Source organism: Acidithiobacillus sp. HP-11 (genome assembly GCF_015100075.1).
Taxonomy (GTDB): Bacteria; Pseudomonadota; Gammaproteobacteria; order Acidithiobacillales; family Acidithiobacillaceae; genus Acidithiobacillus; species Acidithiobacillus thiooxidans.
This window is the reverse complement of sequence record NZ_JACKYY010000013.1, coordinates 39,364-63,943: the sequence shown is the minus strand read 5'-3', so window position 1 is coordinate 63,943 and position 24,580 is coordinate 39,364. Positions and strand designations below refer to the sequence as shown.

At 50.6% G+C, this 24,580-nt stretch carries 18 protein-coding genes and 1 pseudogene; 11 read left to right on the top strand and 8 right to left on the bottom strand.

All coding sequences use genetic code 11. The annotated features are described in order from the left end of the window. Positions 1-1,199 (bottom strand): AAA family ATPase (locus H7F08_RS05855; protein ID WP_193640079.1); only part of this gene is annotated, 1,199 nt, incomplete at its 3' end. A 1,208-nt stretch (positions 1,200-2,407) separates the two neighbouring features. Here H7F08_RS05855 and H7F08_RS05850 point away from each other — a divergent pair. The 7 genes and pseudogenes from H7F08_RS05850 to H7F08_RS15660 all read left to right on the top strand — a co-directional run. Next, positions 2,408-6,163, top strand: a complete 3,756-nt coding sequence (locus H7F08_RS05850) for a nitrate reductase subunit alpha (RefSeq protein WP_193640078.1) — start codon at positions 2,408-2,410, stop codon at positions 6,161-6,163. After that, positions 6,160-7,722 (top strand): nitrate reductase subunit beta, encoded by a 1,563-nt coding sequence (narH, locus tag H7F08_RS05845; RefSeq protein WP_193640077.1) that lies wholly within the window; start codon positions 6,160-6,162, stop codon positions 7,720-7,722. Before H7F08_RS05850 ends, narH begins: the two co-directional genes overlap by 4 nt. Next, positions 7,719-8,270 (top strand): nitrate reductase molybdenum cofactor assembly chaperone, encoded by a 552-nt coding sequence (narJ, locus tag H7F08_RS05840; RefSeq protein WP_035219302.1) that lies wholly within the window; start codon positions 7,719-7,721, stop codon positions 8,268-8,270. Before narH ends, narJ begins: the two co-directional genes overlap by 4 nt. After that, complete coding sequence (gene narI, locus H7F08_RS05835) at positions 8,267-8,965, top strand: respiratory nitrate reductase subunit gamma (RefSeq protein ID WP_193640076.1); 699 nt, start codon at positions 8,267-8,269, stop codon at positions 8,963-8,965. The genes narJ and narI overlap by 4 nt, the downstream gene beginning before the upstream one ends. Before the next feature lie 83 nt (positions 8,966-9,048). Next, positions 9,049-10,356 (top strand): MFS transporter, encoded by a 1,308-nt coding sequence (locus tag H7F08_RS05830; RefSeq protein WP_193640075.1) that lies wholly within the window; start codon positions 9,049-9,051, stop codon positions 10,354-10,356. A 471-nt stretch (positions 10,357-10,827) separates the two neighbouring features. Beyond that, on the top strand, positions 10,828-12,129 hold the full coding sequence (locus H7F08_RS05825; protein ID WP_193640074.1) for an OprD family outer membrane porin: 1,302 nt from the start codon (positions 10,828-10,830) through the stop codon (positions 12,127-12,129). 82 nt (positions 12,130-12,211) lie between these two features. Continuing rightward, positions 12,212-12,259 (top strand): annotated as a pseudogene (locus H7F08_RS15660) (hypothetical protein); the annotation flags it as partial. A gap of 150 nt (positions 12,260-12,409) precedes the next feature. Here H7F08_RS15660 and H7F08_RS05815 read toward each other — a convergent pair. The 5 genes from H7F08_RS05815 to H7F08_RS05795 all read right to left on the bottom strand — a co-directional run bounded on the left by H7F08_RS05815 (position 12,410) and on the right by H7F08_RS05795 (position 19,125). Further along, entirely contained in the window at positions 12,410-13,732 is a 1,323-nt protein-coding gene (locus tag H7F08_RS05815; RefSeq protein ID WP_193640072.1) for an OprD family outer membrane porin, read from the bottom strand. Positions 13,733-13,921: 189 nt separating this feature from the next. Continuing rightward, on the bottom strand, positions 13,922-14,839 hold the full coding sequence (locus H7F08_RS05810) for an extracellular solute-binding protein (RefSeq protein ID WP_075323371.1): 918 nt from the start codon (positions 14,837-14,839) through the stop codon (positions 13,922-13,924). A gap of 295 nt (positions 14,840-15,134) precedes the next feature. Further along, entirely contained in the window at positions 15,135-16,403 is a 1,269-nt protein-coding gene (tolB, locus tag H7F08_RS05805) for a Tol-Pal system beta propeller repeat protein TolB (protein WP_193640071.1), read from the bottom strand. A 19-nt stretch (positions 16,404-16,422) separates the two neighbouring features. Continuing rightward, complete coding sequence (locus H7F08_RS05800) at positions 16,423-17,592, bottom strand: D-alanyl-D-alanine carboxypeptidase family protein (protein ID WP_081577634.1); 1,170 nt, start codon at positions 17,590-17,592, stop codon at positions 16,423-16,425. A gap of 27 nt (positions 17,593-17,619) precedes the next feature. Next, positions 17,620-19,125 (bottom strand): Do family serine endopeptidase, encoded by a 1,506-nt coding sequence (locus H7F08_RS05795; protein ID WP_031576023.1) that lies wholly within the window; start codon positions 19,123-19,125, stop codon positions 17,620-17,622. A 42-nt stretch (positions 19,126-19,167) separates the two neighbouring features. Here H7F08_RS05795 and H7F08_RS05790 point away from each other — a divergent pair, with 42 nt between their 5' ends. The 4 genes from H7F08_RS05790 to H7F08_RS05775 all read left to right on the top strand — a co-directional run bounded on the left by H7F08_RS05790 (position 19,168) and on the right by H7F08_RS05775 (position 23,301). Continuing rightward, on the top strand, positions 19,168-19,305 hold the full coding sequence (locus H7F08_RS05790; protein ID WP_193640070.1) for a hypothetical protein: 138 nt from the start codon (positions 19,168-19,170) through the stop codon (positions 19,303-19,305). Positions 19,306-19,529: 224 nt separating this feature from the next. Further along, positions 19,530-21,377 carry a penicillin-binding protein 2 gene (mrdA, locus tag H7F08_RS05785; protein ID WP_193640069.1) on the top strand — a complete coding sequence of 616 codons (1,848 nt, stop codon included), beginning with the start codon at positions 19,530-19,532 and terminating at the stop codon, positions 21,375-21,377. 371 nt (positions 21,378-21,748) lie between these two features. Then, positions 21,749-22,996 carry a voltage-gated potassium channel protein gene (gene kch / locus H7F08_RS05780; RefSeq protein WP_010639263.1) on the top strand — a complete coding sequence of 416 codons (1,248 nt, stop codon included), beginning with the start codon at positions 21,749-21,751 and terminating at the stop codon, positions 22,994-22,996. Further along, a complete protein-coding gene (locus tag H7F08_RS05775; protein WP_024893103.1) occupies positions 22,993-23,301 on the top strand; it encodes a superinfection immunity protein in 309 nt (102 codons plus the stop codon). The genes kch and H7F08_RS05775 overlap by 4 nt, the downstream gene beginning before the upstream one ends. On the opposite strand, the gene H7F08_RS05770 is transcribed toward H7F08_RS05775, so the two are convergent. Next, the gene (locus H7F08_RS05770; protein ID WP_193640068.1) at positions 23,282-24,397 is read right to left on the bottom strand and encodes a septal ring lytic transglycosylase RlpA family protein; all 1,116 of its coding nucleotides are present in this window, start codon (positions 24,395-24,397) and stop codon (positions 23,282-23,284) included. The two genes, H7F08_RS05775 and H7F08_RS05770, sit on opposite strands and share 20 nt — an antisense overlap. A gap of 14 nt (positions 24,398-24,411) precedes the next feature. Then, positions 24,412-24,564: a hypothetical protein gene (locus tag H7F08_RS05765; protein ID WP_155270571.1), complete on the bottom strand. Its 153-nt coding sequence runs from the start codon at positions 24,562-24,564 to the stop codon at positions 24,412-24,414. Positions 24,565-24,580: the final 16 nt, after the last annotated feature.

The window sequence follows — 24,580 nt, the reverse complement described above, 5'->3', positions numbered from 1 at the left end:
TAATCCACCGGTCCCAACAAATACTCATCGGTGACGCAGCGGGCGGTGGTCGGTTCCAGCATGGTCAGCAGGGTTTCCCAAAGGCGGCCATTGTGTTTGCTGGTACCGACTTTTTCGATTTCATCCAGACAGACCAACGGATTGGCCTGACGGTTTTCGCGCATGAATTCGACCAGATAACCTGCCCGTGCGGTACTCCACCCTCGTGCCGTGCCTTTGAGCATCATGTTATCGTTCATCCCTGCCATCATCAAAAAGGTCGTGGGCAATCCCAGGGTCTTCCCCAGACTTTGCACAAAGCGGCTTTTGCCGAGTCCGGGATTGCCAACCAGCAAGAGGGGGCGGAATTTCAATACCGGATGCCTCGTCACATGATGCAGTGCCCATTCATTCTCAAGCTTGTCTATGGCCGGCACCATCCAGGGATAGTCCTGGCGCAAACCTTCCGCCCAGGAAGGGCTATCCGGCCAGGTCTGTAAAGGCAGTGGGCCAAGCAAGGTTTTGAAGCGGGACAATGCCTGATTTTCCTTGGCATCATTTCCGGGGGTAATGCTACCCAGTATTTGCCGACTGTATTCTGGAATTGGTTCATTCTGGGTCAATAACCGCTCTGCCTGCCATTGCAGACCAATCAATGACAGCTCATCACAAGAGGCCGCCTGCATGCAGTCCGACACTTCTTTCGCCAAGGCCGCGTCCTGTAGGGCAATAGCCGCTCTTAAACCCAATTCAAAAGCCACCGAAGACAGCTTCTCGAAGCGCCGATTCTGGTTCTTCCAGAGGAAATCCCCACGTTTCTCTTCGCTCTGCCATTTCCGGAACGCCTGTAACCAGCGGGGATCGTAGGCCGTCTGGCCCGAAGCAATATGGAGCTGCAACAGCAGTATCTGACCCATGAAGGACCCCCACTCTGCCCCGATCATCAACCACTGTTCGGCAATCTGCGCGTCATTGGGCAGGCGGTCATCATCTGCCAGATAGCAACGTCCGATATCCACCAAGCCTTCGCGCAGGCTCAGTTCGACGGGCGTTTTTGGATCACGCGCGGACATCGAGTCGAAATCCTTGTCCAGCAGGTTTTGTTCAATGCCATTCCAGATGGACAGAAAAACCTCTGAACGCTTTTTACCAGCGGCTTTCACGTCCTGTTTGAGTTTTTCGCCGAGTGCGAGGAGTTGATCTTTGTAGGGTGTAGTCATGTCAGCCTCCTTTTTGTGGAATGACAGTAGTGCGTAGTATATCTAATATGTACATAGATTTCAAATGTACTGTACTATAACAACACGCGGTTTTTATTTTTTCGTTAGACGCACAATCCGCTCCTTCTTCCATCAATGCCGACAACTCTGACGAGATTTGTTGCGCCATGGTCTGGTCTGGACGATGAATTTCTGCAGGGAGGGGGTGCTGATACTTTTTGGGTTGGGAGTGAAATGGTTAACACTTTGTTAAACTTTTAACTGGACACTGCCCGATTGGGCTGCCCTGTAGTTCTTCTACTGAAGGGCTGGTTCAGACCGATAGCGGTCATTTATTCCCGGATATCCGCAAAGAAGCCATCACCAGCCGCCCATTGCTGTTATCCGCCATAGGCCGGAGCACGAAACATGCGCGGGTCAGACTCAGATTTACCTGACACTCATGCATGCCACACAACAAGGTAGAACGCGGGATCTAGAATACTCGCAAAGGGTTACGGATGGTTCGGCAGACTGCGGAGCAGCCCCTTGGACGCTCCCCCTTGACACTCCACATCAGCTATATCATCGTGCAAATCACCCAAAAACTATGGTCCTCACCGGGGGGCTTCATCCGGTGAGGTTATTCTCTGGCGTCGGGTCCTTCATGCCTGAACCGGAGGCTTCAATGATCGTGGCAGGAACGTTGTCGGCATCGAAGTAAAGGAGCCGATTTCGGCCCAATCTTCAACTCCGTGGCGGACAAACTCAATCTCTAAAGCCCACACCATAACAAAACTTTGCTACAATTAGGAGTGTTTAGTGGTTTTTGACGTCTACCTGAAGATATAAGGCCTATGATTATCAAAGCAATATGCTGCACCTGTGGCGGCGAAGCGGTTTTTTTTACCAGAATTAATTCAAATTCAAGTAGAGGCTTTGTGTATTCAGCCTCTGCATTGGTCTGAATGCGCAACATGCTCATTCTTTGGGCTGCTCTCATGCTGGCGGCCTGTAACTCTGCGTTATTGCGAGGGAGAATCAATGCTACATACTGAGTTGGTGTCTACAGGAAAATTATCTAAGGAACAGGTTTCTACTACCGAAAAGAATAAAAAATTTTCAAAGCAGACTCAGGCGTGGTCAGAAAGCATGTTGTGCGTATGAATTAAGTTTATAAGCCTATCCTACAGGCTTAGGCGGCTGAAACATTATCGAAGGAGTTCTTTATGAGTCATTTGCTGGATCGCCTGAAGTATTTAGTTCGTTACCACGAATCCTTCTCGGATGGACATGGTGTCAAATTGCAGGATGATCGCCTCTGGGAAGACGCATATCGGCATCGCTGGCGGTATGACAAGGTAGTGCGCACGACTCATGGTGTAAACTGTACAGGCGGTTGCAGTTGGAATGTCCATGTCAAAAACGGGCTGGTTGTTTTTGAGATGCAGGCACATGATTACCCGCAAACGCGCCCAGACCTACCCAACCACGAACCTCGCGGTTGTCAACGAGGTGCCAGTTTTTCCTGGTATTTATATAGTCCTCATCGTATCAAATACCCCATGATCCGTGCACGGTTGCTGGAACTATATCGCCATGAAAGAGCCACGGGGAAAGATCCAGTAGAAGCTTGGAGAGCTATTCAGGAAGACCCAAAAAAACGCAGTAGTTACATCGCGGTGCGTGGATTGGGCGGTTTTGTCCGCAGTAGCTGGGATGAAATCAACGAAATCATTGCGGCTGCGAATATTTATACCATATTACGTTACGGACCTGATCGTATCGCTGGATTCTCTGTCATTCCTGCAATGTCGATGATCAGCTACGCTGCTGGAACACGGTATCTTTCATTGATTGGGGGCGTACCACTGAGTTTCTATGATTGGTATTGCGACCTCCCACCATCTTCACCTCAAGTCTGGGGAGAGCAGACCGACGTACCAGAATCAGCCGATTGGTATAATTCTACCTATATCATCGTAGCTGGAACCAATATTCCGGCGACACGTACCCCTGATGCCCATTTTTATTCTGAAGTCAGATATAAAGGTACCAAAGTCGTCGCGATAGCCCCAGATTATGCGGAATACGTAAAATTTGCCGATGAGTGGTTACCTGTACGAGCGGGCACCGATGCTGCGTTATTTTTAGCAATGGGTCATGTGGTATTACAGGAATTCTTTTTGCAAAAAAAGGCATCCTATTTTCAAGATTATGCAAGACAATTCACTGACCTGCCGATGCAAATACTCTTAAGACCGTTGGATGATACCCGATACACCAGCGATCGCTTTTTACGGGCCTCTGATTTTGATAATCAGCTAGGTCAAAATGAAAATCCCGAATGGAAAACTATCGTTTATGATTCGAAAAGCGAGAGTTATCGATGCCCCAAAGGATCCATAGGTTTTCGGTGGAGTCAAACTGAGGGTAACTGGAACCTGCTACAAGAAGATGCGACAACGAACGAATACATTGAGGCAGAATTATCCTGCTTAGGTTTACAAGATATCGTGCTCCAAGTGGTTTTTCCTGATTATGGCAATAGTGACGGCCAAGCAAAGCTGGTTGAACGCAAGATCCCGGCGCGCCGTTTACAAACTACGCATGGTGAACAATTTGTTTGTTCCGTCTTTGATCTGTTGCTTGCACAATATGGCGTCAACCGTGCCGAAATCGAAGGCACGACCGATGCAAACTATACAGATAGCAATCAGCTTTTCACTCCAGCTTGGCAGCAAGGCATTACCGGTATTCCACAAGAGAATTGCATAAGAATCGCGCAAGAGTTTGCGGAAAACGCCGTGCTTACACAAGGGAAGTCCATGGTGATTGTCGGTGCCGGAACCAATCATTGGTACCATAACGATATGAATTATCGGTCAATTATTAATCTTGTGCATCTTTGTGGATGTGTTGGTCAAAGTGGTGGAGGCTGGGCACATTATGTTGGTCAGGAAGCACTTCGACCCCAAGCTGGGTGGTTACCTTTGGCTTTTGCTGGCGACTGGCATCTACACTCGCGCCAAGCAGCGGGGACTAGTTACTGGTATTTACATACGGACCAATGGCGCTATGAGCGCGTCACCGCTGATAGCCTCATGCATCCTGCCGCAAAAGCCAGCTACAAAGGCCACACATTGGCAGATTACAATATTGTGGCCGAGCGTTTGGGATGGCTTCCCGCCGCACCCCACTTTCAAAGTAACCCATTAGATATCGCCGAAGCCGCCAGCCAGGATTCAAAAGGTGTTGCGGATTATGTTGCTCATGAACTTCATAACGGACATCTCACTTTTGCCAGTGAAGATATTGACCACCAAGAGAATTGGCCGCGCAATCTGTTCGTCTGGCGCAGTAACCTGATCGGTACCAACGCGAAAGGTCATGAATACTTTCTCAAGCATCTTCTCGGGGCCGAAAATGCCGTGCTGGGAGAAGATGGCTCGGGTAGAGCTTCGCAAGAAATCCAGTGGCACGAGAAAGCCCCCGTTGGCAAGCTGGACTTAATGATAGATATCAACTTTAGGTTAAATAGCACTGGGGCCTATGCGGATATTATCCTGCCAACGGCTACATGGTACGAAAAGGACGACCTGAACACCACAGACATGCATCCCTTCATCCACCCTCTTGGTGCTGCAGTGGATCCAGGTTGGGAAAGTCGCAGCGATTGGCAGATTTTTCGGCATTTAGCCAAAAGTTTTTCAACACTTGCTGAAAAACATCTCGGGAAAAGAAAGGATTTGCTTGCTATTTCACTACTTCACGATACCCCTAATGAGCTGGGACAAGCTGTGGGAGTCAGCGATTGGAAACGTGAAGGAAAAATTCCAGAGCCTGGACGTACTTGTCCAAATTTTGAAATTGTGGAACGTGATTATCCGCATATTTATGAACAGTACAGCAGCATTGGACCGCTGCTGGCCACTCACGGCAATGGTGCAAAGGGCGAGCATTGGGAGACCGGGCAAGAAATTTCGGAATTGCTGGCGATTAACGGAACATTCCCTTCTTCAGGAAAGGGTAAAGAAGACGCTCGCCCCTCCCTTGAGAGTGATATCAACGCATGCAATATGGTTCTTCATCTCTCCCCGGAGACTAACGGAGAAGTGGCGCATAAAGGATGGCTGTCGTTGAGCACCAAAACTGGACTTTCTCTAACCAAACTTGCCAACGATCGCCGGGGTGAGAAATTTAGCTTTCATGACTTGCAAGTACAACCCCGAAAGGTGATTTCATCTCCTTCATGGAGTGGTCTGATGTCGGAAGAAGTCAGTTACAATGCTGGATATGTAAATGTGCACTATGCCACGCCCTATAGAACACTCACCGGACGTGGTCAGTTTTATCTGGATCATGAATGGATGTTGGATTTTGGTGAAGGTCTTTGTACCTATCGCCCGCCTTTAACCACACACGCCGTCGCAGGCTTGCCTGAGGCCATCGCCCAACAGGGTGGCATCGTATTACGGTTTCTTACGCCACACGACAAATGGGGAATTCATAGCACCTATCATGACGATTTGCGCATGATGCATCTTTCCCGAGGGGGTCCCCATATCTGGCTCAGCGAGAAAGATGCCGATCAGCTTAAAATATCTGACAACGACTGGTTAGAAGCAGTTAATGAAAATGGTGCCCTTATGGCACGTGCGGTGGTGAGCCAACGCATTCCAGAAGGGGTGGCCATCATGTATCACCAACAGGAAAAAACACTGAATGTTCCAGGTGCGCCAAGCACAGGTAAACGTGGTGGCATCAATAACAGCGCTACACGAGTAATTGTAAAGCCGACCCATATGATCGGTGGCTATGCACAACTCGCCTGGACACTGAATTATTATGGACCTGTCGGAAGTCAGCGCGATGCTGAAGTACTGATTCGCAAGGTAAACGATGCACAAATCTCGTGGATGGAAAAGCAGTTAGGCTCGGATCTAGAGACAGAACTGCGTCAAGCAGTGGAGGAAAGTCAATGAAAGTACGTGCACAATTTGCTCTCGTTTTTAATCTAGATAAGTGCATCGGTTGTCATACATGCTCGGTGACCTGCAAAAATACCTGGACCAACCGTCGAGGAACGGAATATATCTGGTTCAATAATGTCGAAACCAAACCAGGAATAGGTTATCCCAAAAACTGGGAAAATCAAGACCAATGGCATGGCGGGTGGATATTGAAGAATGGTAAGTTATCCCTAAAACAAGGTGGTCGTTTCTGGGAGCTGATGACTATTTTTGCCAATCCACATTTACCCGAGATTTTGGACTACTACGAACCTTTTACGTACGACTATGCACATCTCCTCAATGCACAATTATCAGAAACAGCACCGGTCGCACGCCCAGTTTCACTGGTGAGCGGTCAGGTTATGGAAAAAATTGAATGGAGTGCGAACTGGGAAGATCAATTGGGTGGTACTTATCAAACGCGATCTGTAGATTACAATCTTAGAGATGTCCCAGGCAAAGACCTTTTGGGGGAATTCGAGAAAACCTTTCTTTTTTATTTACCACGCATGTGTAACCATTGCTTAAATCCGGCCTGCGTTGCTGCGTGCCCTTCTGGGGCCATTTATAAACGAGAAGAGGATGGCATTGTTCTTATTGATCAGGATCGCTGTCGCGGTTGGCGTATGTGTATCTCTGCGTGCCCATATAAAAAGGTATATTTCAATTGGGACTCCGGTAAATCGGAAAAATGTATTGCTTGCTATCCCCGAGTTGAATCAGGATTGCCAACTATCTGCTCAGACACCTGTGTGGGACGTATACGGTACAATGGCATTATGTTGTACGATGCGGACCGCATTGCTGAACTGGCCGGCACGACTGAAGAAAAGGATCTTTATGAAGCACAAATGAACATTTTTCTTAACCCGCACGATCCAGAGGTAATCGCACAAGCACGCCTCGATGACGTTCCTGATTCCTGGATTGATGCAGCACAGCGCTCGCCTATTTACAAAATGGCGATGGACTGGAAAATAGCACTACCTTTGCATCCTGAATTCCGAACCCTCCCCATGGTCTGGTATATCCCACCTTTATCACCTATGGGGCGCGAAATATCACCACGAAATATTCCGAGTAAGGCAGAGGACATAATCCCACGCTTGGAATCATTGCGTATACCAATCGACTATCTAGCCAGTCTTTTTACGGCGGGGAACCATAAGCCAGTAATCGCATCGTTGAAAAAACTCATTGCAATGCGAGCCTATCAGCGCAGTCTACATGTTCAAGGCGTGCCTAATACAGAGGTTTTAGACGGAGCCGATTTGGACGAGGCCACCGCTCAGGATATGTATCGGTATCTGGCCATAGCCAATTATGAAGATCGGTTTGTGATCCCTACCAGCCATCAGGAAACCATGATGGATGATCCATATGATTTTCAGGGACAAAATGGCTTTGTGTTTGGTAACGAAAGTAGTGCGGGTATCAGCGCTGGAGAGCTATTCCCAAGGCGTCGCAAAGAAACACCAGCGGCGAACGTGCAGCCGCTCCATTTCGTTCGGCACCGGGGAAACGTATGAGTATCTTTCATCAACCCATTTTGCACGTTGTGGCACTGCTACTGGATTATCCAGACGACGAACTCCTACAGAACCTACCAGAGATCGCCTTCGCACTAGAATCACTAGACAATGCGCACAAGAAAGAAGTTATTATGTTGCACGATCATATAAAGTGGATGCAAAGTCTGGCCCCTTTGCAATTAGAAGCTTTATATGTGAATACATTTGACTGGAATCCCAGTTGCGACCTGCATCTGAGTAATCACATCCTTCCTGAGGATGATCGTGGCCGAGGCGACGTTCTCGTCCGACTTCTTGAATACTACTCTACTTATGGATGGGCTCCAGGTGCTCGGGCGTTGCCAGACTTCCTACCTGTTGTTTTGGATTTCGCGGCAACCTTAGAGATAGAGGAGTCTTACATCTTTCTGAGCAGCGCAGACGAAAGTATTCAGATATTGCGAAACAATCTTTCAGAAATACAGAGTCCCTATGCCCGTTTATTAGAACCAGTACTGTATCGCAGTCATTTTCTTTCACCTATTTCATCAGGAGTTTCTGTATGATCTGGTCTTGGAATACCTTCTTGTTTGGCATCTATCCTTACATAGCCGGAACAATATTCTTGTTGGGTTCAATTATTCGTTATGAACGTGAGCAAGCCGGCTGGACTAGCTATTCCAGCCAGATTTTAGCATCGAAACGCTATATGATGTGGGCGAGTAATCTCTGGCATATAGGCATACTGACGCTTTTTCTCGGACATTTTACGGGATTTCTGACCGACATCCTGGAATGGCTAGGTTTAGATCCTGTCGAGCATCAATGGCTTGCTGCTAGCGCAGGTATCACAGCCGGAGTGGTGGCAATGGTTGGTGGAGTCATGCTTTTATTACGCAGGGTGCTTGATCCAAAGGTGCGTTACGCTAGTCGTCCTATGGATATTATTATATTGGTATGGTTATTGATAACACTTTGCTTTGGTTTGGGCACCCAATTCATCAGTGTGCCCGAAGTGATTCATGATCATGTCCAAAATATGGAAATACTTATTCATTATGTTCGAAGCATTGCCGAGTTTCAAGCCAATCCGCAACTCATTATAAACATTCCATTGATCTATAAGGTGCACATGTTTTGTGGATTTACTGTATTTCTCCTTTTTCCTTTCAGTAGGCTTGTGCATATTTGGACTGCACCATTAAATTATGTTGTCAGACCTTATCAGCTGGTACGCTCAAAAATTCGCTCCGTCGTATAAAAGTGATGACCTTGGTATTTCACCGAATTTGTTGGGGAAAGAAAAGGTTGTTTAATTATCATTAAAATGAAAATGGAGGTAACGTGGAAGCCACTCAACCCACAGTAACCGGATCGGCCAACCGCGCATTAATTGGCGCAACCATAGGATTTTTTATTGGTGCAGGGTCTGTTTCCCTGTTTGGGCCAACCGCACACATCTTTCTTAAAGCTATGCACCTGTCTCCCCAACAAGTGGGACTATTGGTAGCTATGCCTATGCTCACTGGATCCCTGCTGCGCATACCCTTTGGTGCATCTGTTGACAGGAATGGTGGTCGATTACCCTTTCTTGTATTGCTAATAGCATCCGTTATTGGTATTGCCGGGCTTTATTGGATGCTTCTGACGCTATATCCGAATCAACTTACGGCAAAATACTATCCGATGCTATTAACCTTTGGTGCACTAGCAGGGTGTGGAATTGCCACATTCTCTGTTGGTATTGGACAGGTATCGTATTGGTACTCAAAAAAGAAACAAGGATGGGCGCTCGCCGTTTTTGGTGGACTCGGTGATTCATCACCAGGATTTGTTGTCTTGATATTGCCGGCCGTTATTATGACCGTCGGCCTTTGGGGTGGGTATTTGTTTTCCTTGGCAATTATTATCGTTGGAATAATAATTTATTACCTCATGGGATTGAATGCACCATATTACCAAATCTATAAACGAAACCATGATACTGCTCGTGCTACTGAGGAAGCCAAAAAGTACGGTCAAGAGCTTTTTCCTACTGGCGGGACCTGGCATACGCTCCTTTTATCGGCAAAGCATTGGCGGACCTGGCCTCTAGTTATTCTGTATTTTACAAATTTTGGCGGATTTCTTGCGTTAACTGCATGGTTGCCTATTTTCTGGCAAACGTATTTCCATGTGGGCGCATTTCATTCCGTAGTGCTTACTGCGGTATTTTCATTAATTGCAGCATTTATTCGTGTTTATGGCGGAAAATTGTCTGACGAGATGGGTGGCGAAAAGACCGCAGTTATTTCACTGATTGCATTGCTAGTTGGGTCTGTAATTATGACTTTTTCCAGCTTGTTATGGTTAACCATCATTGGGGAAATATTGGTTGGTGCGGGTATGGGGGTGAATAATGCTGCGGTGTTTAAACTGGTCCCACATTACGTACCAGATGCTGTAGGTGGTACTGCGGGTTGGGTCGGAGGATTGGGGTGTCTTGGTGGTTTCGCAATTCCTCCGATACTAGGAGATATCGTTGCATTAGTGGGTATCAACGGCTACGCCTTAGGTTTCGGTATATATATTATATTATCCATCTTATGTTTGTTATTGGTTTGGTTGCTGTATAGAACCAGAGAAAATCTCACGGCACATCTCAGTCGCTGATATTTCTCGTGATTAAGTACTTTTTCTATCATTCTGTCCGCCACTACCGCTTAAGAACAAAAGAAAATTTTCTCTCTCGTTGAACCATGGTTTTCCTGGCTCTGTGTTAAACTGATTTATTGCTCATTAAATACAGGAGTAGTTTTTATGCGTACATAATGAAAGCGTCGCGAACAAAAAGATCCGACGTACAGTTGGCTGTTTGATTCTTTCTATTATATGGCGCGCTCTAAAATGAAGTGCAACATCTCTAGTCGAAGGCTGACGGAGGTGAGAGATCAGTGAGTTATGCCAGCCGTTCCAATTTGTTTGCATGTGAAACGACGTCTGTATTTCTGAGGCAGCGGGATTATTGCAGTTGAACACTGCACAAATTACATGTGTCTTACGGGAAACGACCTTGAAATGAGGGATTAGAAGGATCTGAAAAAATCATTCAGAACTTTGTCGAAATAAAAGGAGATATCAATCATGAAATATCCAATGATCGCTGCTGCTGTAGGCGCTTTACTGATGGGACCTCTAGTGGCCCAGGCTGATACTATGCCCCATGCGGAGCATTACCAGACAATTCAACAGTTTCTGGAAGCCAGCAAGGTCACCGGGAATATCCGTTCCTACTACGTCAATCAGCTTTATGGCGGTAGCACATTACCCAATAAGTATGCCTATTCACTGGGCGGCATGTTGAAAGTGCAAACGGCCCCGCTCTATGGTCTCAGTGCCGGTGTGGCTTTTTATACGGCCAACAGTCTGGGCGCCAACGATCTGAATGCTCCCGGTTATACCCATCTGGATGCGCTCTTGATGGGGGAAAAAGACAGTCTGAATGTGCTCGGACAAGCCTATTTGCAGTATCAGGATCGCTGGCTGAAAGTGAAAGCCGGCGATATGTTGCTGCATACCCCCTGGATGAATCCGTCGGATGCTTTCATGATTCCAAGCACCTTCCAGGCAGTCACCGTGCAGGCCAACCCCATTCACAACGTGCAACTGATCGGGATTCGCGAGTTTCGTTTCAAAAACCGGATACAGGAAAATTACTACCGAGAAACCCTGCTGAATCAAAATCCCATTTATCCCGATATGCCGGATCATATGGATGGCACACTGGCTTTCGGGATGAAGGCGCATTGGCAGGGCTTGAAATCCAGCGCCTGGTTCTACAAGTTTTATGATTTGGCGAATCTGTTTTACGGTACTGTCCATTATGGAGTGTCCTGCTTGCCCTATGGCTTGAAGCCCTTCGCCGACTTTCAGTATGCGCGGGAATGGGCGGACGGCGCGCAATACGCGGGTCCCGTCAACGCGACCGTATTTGGTGGCATGGTAGGTCTGCAAACGCCTTTGGGCCAGGTTTTTGCGGCTTATGATGATATTCCCGGTCGCAGTCCGTTTTCCATGGGTGGCCGGACTTTGTATAACGGCGGATTTGTTTCTCCCTATACCCAACAGTACAGTGCCGATCCACTGTACACCAGCATCATGGATTATGGGCTGGTCTCATCTTCTGCGGCGGGACATGCCTGGAAGTTTGGCTTTTTGATCCATCCCCTACGGCAATTGCGGATCAAGTATTCCTACAGCATGTATTGTACGCATCCCTACCTGCCGAACGTAGACGCCAACTATCTGGATGTGACCTATACCCCGGGAGGATTCTGGAAGGGATTATCTCTGCGTAACCGTCTGGCTGTAGATCATAGCAATCCCTATGCGAACTATCACGGAACCTTTATTGATGATCGTTTGATGTTGCAGTACGCCTTTTAAGGGCGTTTAAGCAAAGTGATGTGGTATTGATTTGCGGTGGTAAGGCGACCTCCTCCGTCTTAAACTCAAAGAGGGTGACGAAGTTTTCGCTGCTATCAAAGCCAGTGAAGTCAGTATCGAAAAACCCTGAAGCGACTTTTCCAGGCGATCCACCGTAACGCAGAGCAGGGCGTGTCGCTGTCCGATTACCCTGCAACTGCTGCCACGGATTCTCGGCAATGGCGAGTGTTTTAATCACTGCTATTGCCTTGACCATTCCCAAGCGGTGACTATACCGCCGTTAAAATTTATAGGTAAACATCACCCGATTATAAACGAAGGAGTGCTGAGGGGAGCCGGGGAATAAGCCCTGCACGCCGCCATTGCCGACTTCCACCTGATCCCGCAAGCACAGTCCTTTGAACATGCCCTGCGGAAAATAGCTGACGTTGAAGTGGGTCCAGTTGCTGTTGCCGGAAAAGTAAGTGGTGAACTGCGAATAGCCGGCGGTGAGTTGTACCTCTTTGGGCAAAACCCAGTAAGCGGCGCGGACCCGCCAGCCATGTCCGGGGCCAACACCCACCAGACCCTGAATCATGCTGTCCACATACAGTGGGTCCGCCGTATAGCCGACGGTGTAGGGGGAAATAATGGCTCCACCACCGAGGGCGTGAGCGTGTAATTCGGTAGCATCATAGGCCCACCATAAGCTTCCGTGGGGAAAGCTGACGCCGGTTTTGATCCCCCAGTTGGTACTGTTGACCCCTTGCCCCGATTGACCAAACAGAGTGGTTCCAGTGCTGGCAAAGGCTTCTCCGGCACCCCATTCCCGGGTGAACTGGGCGCCTACAAAGGGTTTGATGACGAAGGAAGTCGGCAGGGCGTAGTGGCCGCTCCAGTAGAACATGTTGGCAAATTGATCAAACTGATAAAACCAGGCATCAGTTTTGGCTGTGAGCCAGTGGTATCCGGCACCAAAGGCAAGTACCCCGTTGCTGGCCGGAGTGTCGGCGGGCAGGACGTTGGGTCCACCATAGAGAGAGTCACCATCATAGTGGCCAGGGTAATAGAGATTGTCCCGGTAGAACTGGTCAGTAGTACGGTCCTTCCAGCGGAAAATCCGCAGGGCGCTCAGGGTCAGCCCACTGACGGGATGAGCCTCCAGGGTAACACCCTGATAGGTGACGGGAATGACGCGGCCACCTACCCGATTCAGCCAGGGAGTATCGACCAGTTGATTGCCGACCTTGGCGGTGATCCAGTGATCCTGATATTCCAGGTAGGCTTGTCCAAGCGCGTTGACGGAGGGACTATCGCCCATCAGGGTCTTATCGACCCGGTCAGGATTGCTGGCGAGGGTACCCATGGCGTTGGCCGTATAAAAACTGACTCCTACCCGGAATCCCGATAAAAAAGGAGCGGTTAAAACATTGATGCGTCCTGCCAGAGAGTAAGCATAGGCGTTGGGCGTATCCGCTGTGCCGTACAGACGGCTGAAGTAGTAAGAGCGAATTTGTCCGTCGATTTTGCTTTTTGCAAAAAACTGGTCCAGGGTTTCACTCTGAGCATGGACGCAGCTCAGTATGCTGGCGGCAGTCATGGCCGTTACGAGCATTTTTTTCATGAAAGAACTCCAAATATAGCGATGGTTAAATGCGATAGGTTTTTTGATATATAGCGAATGGCGCTCAATAGCCTTGAAAATGATGACGTGAGCAGATATTCAACCCATGGGGAAAGTGTTCGTAATGCAGCAAGCCGGATATGAACTATGTCCGGCCCGCATCAGGAAACGAACAGGCGCAGAAAAAACTTACTTCAGGACGGGGCCTTTGGGTTCGCTGTATCCGGTTTCCTTGAACATGGCCTGACCCTGGGGGCTGGTCATGAAATGGATGAACGCCATGCCCAGTTTGGGATCAGGTGCGTCGCTAGGCACTGCCGCATAAAACACCAGCGGCTGGGTGTGGACGGTTTTGGTTTTGCCATCCACATTCAGGGTGAAATGGACCTTGCTGTACCAGTCCTTGGACATGGCCGGATCGCTGAGATTGATTTGATCGGGCAGGGTAATGTAGGGCAGATGCAGGGATTTTACGGCGCTTAAGTAACCCGAAGAAGCCGCCATCTGACCACTTTTGAGTCGCGCCAGCAGGGAGGCTTCGGTGAAAATCTGCTGCTGGTTCTCGACCGGGCCGAGAATGTTTTTGACCAGATCCGGCTGGTGATAATACTTTTCTGCCAGCATGAAGGTGAAAACAATGTTCTGTCCCTGCGGGTCGGTTTTGGGGTCGGTACGGCCAAAACGCACGCCCGGCATTTGCAGCACCTTGTACCAGGGCATTTTACCCGCAGCCGCCTTTTCAAAATCCTTGGCATAGGGGCTGTTGGGACTATAGGCAATGCACATGGCGGTGCTGGCTACGGGATAGGCTTCCTTGACCAGACCGGCTTTCATGAGGACTTCAATGGGTCCGGGAGTGATGGAGACAAACACATCGGTGCGCAGTTTGTGTCCGGCGATGAGATGTGCCAGACCATAGGCTCCTTGTCCTTCTCCTTGATAATTGACCTTGTGCGCTTTGGCAAAGGCCGGCCCCAGGTGCAAATCCATGACGGCACCCATGGAGCCGGCATAGGCGACGCGAAAGTCCTGAGCACTGGCGATGACCGGCAGGGTCATCAGGGTAGTGGCAGCGATGAGGTAAACAGCGGTGTTGCGTGGTTTCATTGTGGGTGTTCTCCTTTTTGAATATATACGATCATATATAACGATACCCAAGACATCGGTCAAGTACTTCATCAAAAATTCCTCTGCCGCGCTTTCTGCTGCAGGTACAGGGACTTTTCGAGATCCGAAAGTTTGTTGGTTTGCTGGCAGTCAGCCTGCGCTGCTACGCGGGTCCCGTGTGCTGCCGTCCGGGACTCTGAACGTGCTGATCAATCCGCAGCATTACGAAGCGGCGCAGTGCGTGATTACTGCCATTTACCATTGGCCTCTCGACCCGCAACTGTGCCGCAGGTGCTCAGCGCGGAGCCCAGGCCGGTTCATTAGTCTGCCCGGCAATAGATAAAAAATGCAGGCCTTTGCCGTTGATGGCTACTTCACCCAATACCTTCTGACCACCACGATGGGTGGCAAAAACAATCATGCGACCATCACGGGCAAAGCTGGGATGCTCGCAGTTGCCACCGTCATACAGCATCTGCACGCCACTGCCATCGGGCCGCATTTCCGCCAGGGAAAGCACGCCACGATAGGCATGCACAAAAGCAATCCAACGACCATCCGGGGCGTAAGAGGGCGAGACATTGTAGCCTCCGGAATAGCTCAGGCGCTGAATGTGGCTGCCATTCGTCCGCATCTGATAAATCTGGGCGCTGCCCTGACGGTTGGACACAAAAACCAGATGATGGCCACCGGGTGACCAGCTGGGGCTGGTGTTGACGGTTCCGGTGCGGGTCAGTACCTGTTCATGACCAGTTTGCAGATTTTCCCGCACCAATTCGGTGCGGCCGCGCTCCCAGACCTTGGCGAAGGCCAGATACTGACCATTGGGCGAAAAGGCCGGGGCGCTGAGCGCCGTGCCCTGATCGGGAACCTGATGACGCTGACCACTGGCGAGATTCTGAATGTAGATCACCGAGTGCCGATGCCGGTAGGTCACATAGGCCAGTTGTCGACCCCGGGGGGACCATGCCGGAGAAATAATCGGAATTTTACCCCGTAAAATGCTGTGCGGATTCCAGCCATCGGACTGGGCAACGTCCAGATCGTAGTGGCTTCCCTGCTGATTCACATAGGCAATATGGCTGGCAAAAGGACCTGGTTCACCGGTGATCTGCTGATAAAGCAGATCGGCTACTTCCTGACCGACCATGTGATAGCCTTCTGCATCACTGACGTAGCGCCGTCCGGCCAACATTTTGTGGGTGATCAGACTGACGGCATCTGCATCGACCACATAGCCGCTGCTGGTTGGATGCACTTTACCGACTACCATGGCCAATGCCCCGGTTTTTTCCCATTGGGCGACGTTGATGGTGGCGGCGGAATGCGGGTCGTCCGGATAAAGCGCGGGGTTGATGACCGAAAAATAGCCACTGTGTTGCAAGTCGTAGCGCACAATGCTGGCAATATCCGGCTGACCTGCTGGTCCGGAACCAAAAGATGGAACCGCCACGGGCGCCGAACTGCTGACGGCCTTGCTGATGTTGACGGTGAGGGCGCTGGCGCTCAGTGGTAGGGCGCTTAGTGCCATGAGCAGGGCGATACGACGAATAGGCCATTGCATGGAAGGCTCCTGGTTTGTTCTATAAGGATTGTTTGACGCGGTTCCACAAACTGCCAAAGGTGCCTGCCGGTTTGGCGGCATCGGCCGCAACCAGATCGGTTTTTCCCAGGACTTTGCCGTTCAATGACACGGTCATCTCACCAAGCTTCTGGCCTTTGGCAATACCCATGCTGCCAATTTTCTGGTAAGTCACCTGGGTTTTCAGATCTTTTTCAGCACCGGTGGGAATCATGACGTTCAGGCTTCGGGCGACGGTGACGGGGAGTTTGTCGGGGTCGAGGCTGGTGTCACTGTAGGTGCCCACCATGCTTCCGGCTTTGGTCACGGTGTGATCGGTGGTGAAGCGGTAACCATAATCCAGCAGGGCTACGACATCGTTGACCCCGCTGGGCCAGTTGGGAGCGCCCATGACTACGGCAATCAGGCGACGGCCATTGCGTACTGCAGTGGTATCCATGCAGTGTCCGGCAGCGTTGGTGTGTCCGGTTTTCAGGCCGTCAATGTCGGGATGTCCGAAAAGGGCCGGATTCCAGCTGCGTTGCTTGATGTTGTTGTAGCGATAATATTTTATTTTGGAAATGTTGATGACCTGGGGGTATTTGGCAATCAGGTCCCGGGAAATCATCGCAATATCCAGGGCGGAAAGATGCAGATCCGGGGTCGGAAGCCCATCCACGTCACCATAATGTGCACCGGGTAAGCCCAGTTTGGTCGCCGTGGCATTCATTTCATCTACAAAACTGGCGCGACTGCCTGCCACGGCCTGGGCCAGTGCCACCGCCGCGTCGTTGCCGGAGTCAATAATCAGTCCGTGCATCAGTTGATCAACGGTAACGGGGAGGTTGGGCTGAATGAACATGCTCGACCCGCCCGTGTGCCAGGCTACCCGGCTGACATGAATGCGCTGATGCCAGTGCAGGGTTCCGTTGGCCAGAGCGCCGTAAGTCAGATAAGCCGTCATCAATTTGGTCAGGCTGGCGGGGGGTAACTGCAGGTTGGCATCTTTTTCCGCAATAATCTGGCCTGTTTGGAAATCCATCAGCACATAGCTTTTGGCATCTGGTATGGGTGGTGGGGGGGGCATCAACAGGTTGGTACCCGCAAAGGCGGTGCCACCCGTCATCAGGGTGGCGAAGGCAGCAAGCAAAATGAAACGGGATTTGTGCTGCAGGTACTTTTTGTGGCGCATGCGACTTCCTTATACGATGGTTAATTTTTAGTGTGCAGGGAGTGTGATCACCACGTAGAGGCTTTGATGACCCTGGCGAACCAGCAATGGAATCGGGGTGTGAGCCGGCAATTTCCGGACAATTTGCTGCAGTTGTTCCGGGCTGTTCACTTCCTGCTGGTCAATTTGCTGAATGACCATCCCATCGGTCAATCCCATTTGCGCGGCGGGGCCGGGATAAATGCTTTCAATTTCCACTCCGTGATGAATGCCCAGACGCTTTTGTGCGGCCTGACCGAGGGTGGTGACGCGCAGCCCGAGACGGCGGATATCTGCCGTTTTTTCGGCTTCAACATGGCGCATTTTGGCGGGCATGGTGCCAATGGTAACCTGCAGGGTTTCCGGTTTACCGTTATGCAAAATACCCATGGGTACCGTGGTTCCCGGAGGGGTGTCACCGACGAGGGGGGGCAGTTGTCCGACGCTATAAACGGCCTCGTGGTTGTAGGTCACAATAACGTCACCCGGCTTCAGGCCTGCCCTGGCGGCTGCTTCATGGGGGCTGACCGAGGCAACCAGTGCCCCGACCGGTTCTTTCAGATGGAGGGCCTTGGCCATTTGCGGATTCACTTCCTGAACGTCCACTCCAAGCCAGCCAAAGCGAAGCTTTTTGTGTTCTTCGAAAGCATGTACTGCACGCATCGCCGTATTGATGGGAATGCTGAAGGAAAGACCCATGTAGCCACCATCGTTGGTATATATCTGATCATTAATACCGACGACCTGGCCTTCCATGTTGAAAATAGGCCCACCCGAGTTGCCGGGGTTGATGGGCACATCACTCTGAATGAAAGGAATATATTCATCATCATGGGGCAGCGGGCGATTCAAGGCACTGACTACACCCTGGGTGACCGTATTGTAAAAGCCAAAAGGCATGCCAATCGCCAGCAACCACTGGCCTACTTTAAGGTTACGGGAATTGCCCAGTTCTACCGTGGGCAGGTTGTGGGCATTGATTTTCAGCAGCGCCGTATCATAGCGAACGGATAAACCCACCACCTTGGCCGGGTAAGCATGATGGTTGGTCAATGTCACAATAATATGATGCATACCTCGCACCACATGCCCTGCCGTCACAATATAACCATTGTGGGAAATAATAAATCCTGAGCCGAGGGCCTCCATTTTTTCTTTCTGGGGCGGGTTGGCTCCGGAAAAGCCTTGGAAGAACTGGTAGAAAGGCGAGTTTCTGGGGAACGGATCGGTAGCATTTCCTGCCCCTCCCCGAACGATTTTAGTGTCGGAGTCATCAATTTTAACGATGGCATTCCCATATTTATTGACAATGGGTGTGAAATCGGGAAGATCCACCAGTTTTTGCGGCATGGTGTTTGTTGTTGCCGGGGCAGGTTTAGCCATTGTGGCGGGTGAGCTAGTCTGACTATCTGCAGCAAAAGCCCATCCTGCCGCACCGAGTCCAAAACCCGCCGTTGCGGCTATTACGGCGACAAGTATCTGTCGTGGCTGAAAACTGAATGAACGTAAAGGCATAAACGTAGGCTCCTAATTTTTTTCAGGATGATTTTTGTCCCAATGACGCAATATCTTCTCCACCAGAATGCTGGCTGGATAAGTGAAGAGGGCGATGCCTGCCAAAATAAGCAGTATTTCCAGGACGTCAGTCATCAGCATGGAACAGAGCTGAGTTCCAACGAACAACTACAGGAATGATTACGGGTCATTAGCGGCATCTTCAAGTCATGGTCACGGTGCTGTACACGCGTCTTAAGACGTCTGCTTTTCGCGGGAAGTTCCCGGCAGCTCAACAGTAATGTGTGAGGCTTGGGGAACTTTACCCGCTATCATGACCTCTCAGCATAGCCATAAACTTTGTTAGCAGAGGCCTTTACGCCGTTGTTGTTCCCTCATTTCATGGTTATTACAGGCAGGTTTTTATGAGTCCGAACGCCGTAAGAGCCGGTCGCTTCCGGGGTCGTTTGGCTTTGGCTATTACCTTGCTGCTGCTGGCGTTTGTGTATCTGGTCTGGCGTCTGGTCGATCTGGAGGTGCTGCATTATCAACGCTTCCGGCAAATGGCTCAGGCCAATCATACGGCCATTGTCCCGGTTGCTCCGGCGCGAGGACTGATTCTTGCCAGTCATGGCCAGATTTTAGCTGCCAATCATCCGCGTTATGTGCTGGAAATTATTCCGGACGAAACAGAACATCTGCATGCGACCCTGAAGCACATTGATCAACTGCTTCCTGTTCCGAAAAAAAATATTGCGCATTTACTGCGGACCCTGGATGACAAACCACCTTATATCCCCAGAATTCTTCTGCACCGCATGAATGCCCAACAAATAGCTGCATTTTCGGTGCGCGATATGCAGTTTCCAGGGGTGCAAGTGGCCGCACAGTGGCACCGCTATTATCCCTACAAAACCCTGTTTACCTCGGTAGTCGGTTATGTCGGACCGGTCAGTGCCCGAAATCTGAAAGGTTTTGATCCGCAAAAATACATTTATCGCCGGTTTATTGGAGAAAACGGTCTGGAGTATGCGTTTGAACGTGAATTGCGTGGAAAATTCGGATATCAGATCAAGGATGTAAATGCTTTGGGCGTACCTGTGGCCAATTTGCGGAATATTGCGCCGACGCCGGGTGATAATCTCCTGACCAGTTTGCGCCTGCGGGTGCAGCGTGCCGTCGCAAGGGTAATGCGCCGCAATCATTTTCGTGGTGCGCTGGTGGCCGTTAATCCCAATAATGGTGCAGTGATCGCCAGCTACAGTAATCCCAGCTTCAATGCCAACTGGTTTGTAAATGGCATCAGCGAGGTCCACTGGCAGAGTCTGCTGCAGGACAAGGGGCGCCCCCTGTTGAATCGGGTAGCGCAAGGGCTTTATCCTCCTGGCTCCTGCATCAAGCCCTTTTATTCCATTGAGGCGCTGCAGGATCATGTTATTTCGCCCCATTTCCACACCTACTGCCCCGGTTATATCCGTCTGGGTGGTCATGTTTACTGGGACTGGTATCGCTCGGGCTTCGGTGAAACCGGTTTGACCAAGGCGCTGGCCTGGTCGGTAGACGTATTTTTTTATAAGCTGGCTATCAAAATGGGTATTCAGCGTCAGGATGCGGCTCTCTGGCGTTTTGGCTTTGGTCACCCTGCGCCCATTGATACTCCCGGTAGCGCCAACGGTTTTGTGCCGACGCCACGTTGGAAAGAAGCGCATTTTCATCAGCCCTGGTACACCGGTGATTCGGTGATTCTGGGTATTGGACAAGGCTACTTGCTGGTGACGCCACTGCAATTGGTGCGTGCCGTGTCAGCCATCGCCAATGGCGGATATTTACCCTCTTTGCATGTGGTGAGCGCACTCATTAATCCGGAAACCGGAGTGCGGCAGCCTTTAGCGATACCGCCCGCCAAGAATCTGCATATTCCTGCCTTTGCTCTACGGGCCGTGCGCAAGGGGATGGCAGCCTGTGTAACCCGGGGAACCTGCAAAAGTATGGCAACACCGGGTTTGTCCATGGCCGGTAAAACCGGAACAGCCGAAGTGCCCATCGGTTATCACGAGGGCCGCACGATTTATAATGATGACTCACTTTTCATCGGTTGGGCGCCGCTCCATCATCCGCAAATTGCGGTGGCAGCAGTGGTGGAAGACGGTGGGAACAATGCCTGGCAGGCGCTGCCGGTAGCCAAGGCGGCTATTTTGAGTGACTTGCGTCCCAAAATGAAATTGCGGGATTTCACCAATATTGTCGTGAACCCCGCCCAGGCCTTTGGTTGATCTCTTTGAACTGTTCCCGATGATTACGGTCTACTGATATACTTGACTACCAGCTTATCCAAGAAGGAATCACTATCATGTTTTATGCTACTTTTATTGTTCTGGGCGCTTTGTGGGTTGTTGCCATGTATGCGGGTATGCGGACTACTTTTGGTCCAGCCGATCCAGATGAAAACGAGCACAGTGCCTGATCAAGCATTATTTGCGGCTTTGCGTCACCCTGTGTGCAAAGCCGGTTCAACGCCTCATCTATTCGTTCACTAGTTAAAGGCCTTATGTCGGGCTTTTTATTGCGTTGATTATGTCTGTAGGGTTAGTGTTGCTGCAACGCCATTAACTGAATAAGTAAGAATAGAGCCTGAGGAACTGCCATGATTCGAATTCCTGATGTAATGCGCCTGTCTTTGCGCCAGAGGTTATTTCGATTTGCGGCCAAGGCGCGTGCGGTTTTATATCTGGATCACTGGTTTCCCCATATTCCCATGGCATTAGCCGTAGGTTTGCTGGGTGCTCTCGCTATTCTCAATGCACTCCCCGATCTGCTGCGCATTTTCCCGGAGCTTGCTGAATTAGCACCTTCTACCAGTCTGACTCAGGCTCCTTTGCTTTCAGCGCTTGGCACCGTGCCCGAAGCCGTACTCGGCATCGTCCTCTTGTTAATGGCTTTTGGTTTGCTGTTCCGCTCACGTTTTTCCTGGGCGATTACGCTGGTATTGGCAGGGGCCATGTTGGCTATGCTGCTCCACCATTACGGACTGGAGTGGAGCGGATTCACTATTTTCAATGCCGTTATTCTCATTGCTTTGCTATTGTTCCGCCGACATTTTGCACACTCCAGTGTGGCGGCAGGTACGCTTTTCGCGGTCATCTCCATCTTGTTGTTGATGAGTTATGCGGTATTGGGTAGTTATGTGCTGGGCGCCGGTTTTTCGCCACCCATTACCAATCTGATCAGTGCCCTGTATTTTGCCGTGGTCACCATGTCGACAGTGGGTTATGGCGATATTGTTCCCAAAAGTACTGATGCCCGCTTTTTTGTAATTTCCATCATCATTCTGGGTATTACGGTTTTTGCCACCTCTATATCTGCAGTGATTGTGCCGTTACTTAATGGTCGGATGCAGCGCCTGCTTATGGGTGGTGAGAAACGCCATTATCGTAATCATTATTTGATTATTGGCGACAATATGCTTGCTCAAAATACCTATCGGGCGTTGCGCGCCCGCCATTTACGGACGCTGGTTCTGGTCCCTGCTCCCCCTGAAAACCAATGGATGGCCAATGAAGATTTAATGGTGGGTGATGCGACAGATCTGGAGGTTTTGCGGCGGGCGGGTGCTGAGTGTGCCCTGGGTATTCTGGCCCTGCGGGTGATTGATAGTGAAAATGCTTTTATCATTCTGGCCGCCAAGGAATTGAATGCTCCCGGAAAAACCGTTGCGGCTGTTCAGGATGCCAAAAATCTTGAACGGTTACGTCAGATTGGTGCAGATCTGATTATTTCGCCCGATGTGCTGGGCGGAGAACTGCTGGCCATGACCTTAAGTGGCGAGGAAATGCAGGGAGACATCATTATCAACAAATTGTTTGCCGCGAAAACGGAAGGAGCAGAAGCATGAGCGCATTTCTGGGTATCGGCATTGTGCTGCTGGCGCTGATTGGTCTGGGCATCGCCGCCTTGTTTATTCATTTTGTGGTCTGGTTACTGGCGGCGGTTCTCGGTTTGCTGATTTACTTCGTGCCGAGCGTAATTGCCGCTGCTCGTCATCATGAGCATTTCCTCTGGGTGTTGGTCCTCAATATCGTCCTGGGCTGGTCCGGCATTGCCTGGGTGGTACTGATCGTTTGGGCTATTCTGGGGGAGCGCCGCTTGCCGCCCCTGAACCGGGTACGGGCTGACGCCTCTAACCCGCCTGTTCGCTGACCACAAAAGTGCCTAGCCGCAAGCGCTCCAGGCTGGATGCGTAATCTTCGGGAGCAGCTGTCGGTGCCATGGGTCCGATTTTGATTTTGTAAAGACCGGCTGGGCTGCTGGATGCTGCGCGGACCAGCTTGGCGGTGCTGATGCCAAAGTCCTGAAGTTTGCTGCGCTCACGTAGTGCACTTTGCATACCCATCGCCTGGGCCGTTTCCAGATATACCTGCTCGACTTGCGGGCTTCTGTGCCAGCTGCGCAGAACATGGGCCGTCGGCGGCGCAGAGGGCTGTGGCGCAGACTGCGCTGGCATTGGCGGTGCTACCTGCGTGGGCACTGTCTGGACTGCCGGGTTGTTGCTGGCGAAAGCTTGATTGACGACTGCCGTCAGATTTTTCCGGGCATTTGCGGGAGGCGTGTAAGCGGGCAAGGGTATAGCCTGGGGAGCAGCCTGAGGAATCACCCGTTCTGGCGCTACAGATTGTAGTACTGGAGCTTGCGGCGTTGGCCTTTGTGCGACCTGGACAATCTGCGGGGTCGGGACATTGGGACTGAGAGCGCTGGGGACTACCTGGATATGTACCCGGGAAGTCCCCTGATTGAGCATTCCCAGAGCATTGGCGGCACCCGCCGACAAATCCATAATACGACTGTCTACGAAGGGTCCTCGATCATCTACCAGTACCACGATGCTGCGACCATTTTCAAGATTGGTCACCCGCACGCAGGAAGGCAGGGGTAAGGTGCGACTCGCGGCGGACAGTTGCCGGGCATGGAAGGCCGTGCCCATGGCGGTTGTGTCGCTGGAAGATTGACGATCATACCAAGAGGCGACACCGTTTTCAGAAAATCCCGAAGCGTTGTGCATCGGGTGATACCACTGTCCGTCAATTTCATAAGGCTGATTATAGGCAGCATTCAGGTCAGGAGACGGAGCGTAACAGGACTGCCCGGTTGAATAGGCGGAACTGGCCAAGGCGGATCCATAGCCGTTGCCTGAAGAAGCATGCATCTGGCCGGGCATGCTGGCACAGCCAGCCAGGGCCGCAACAGCTAGGGTAAAAGTCCCCAATCGGAAAAACGGGAATGCCTGTTTCAAGCGCATGAAAATGCATGACCTCAATAGTGTCGTTTCCGCCATTCTAGGGCAGAGTCTTCAGAAAGTTCAAGTTTGGCATTGGGTTGCCAAGCTTTTCTCATGTTCATATAGAACAGTATTTCAAATCCTGCCGTATTCCCGGAACTTTTTATCGGTACCGCCGTCTGATTCATGTTAAAACTCCATCAG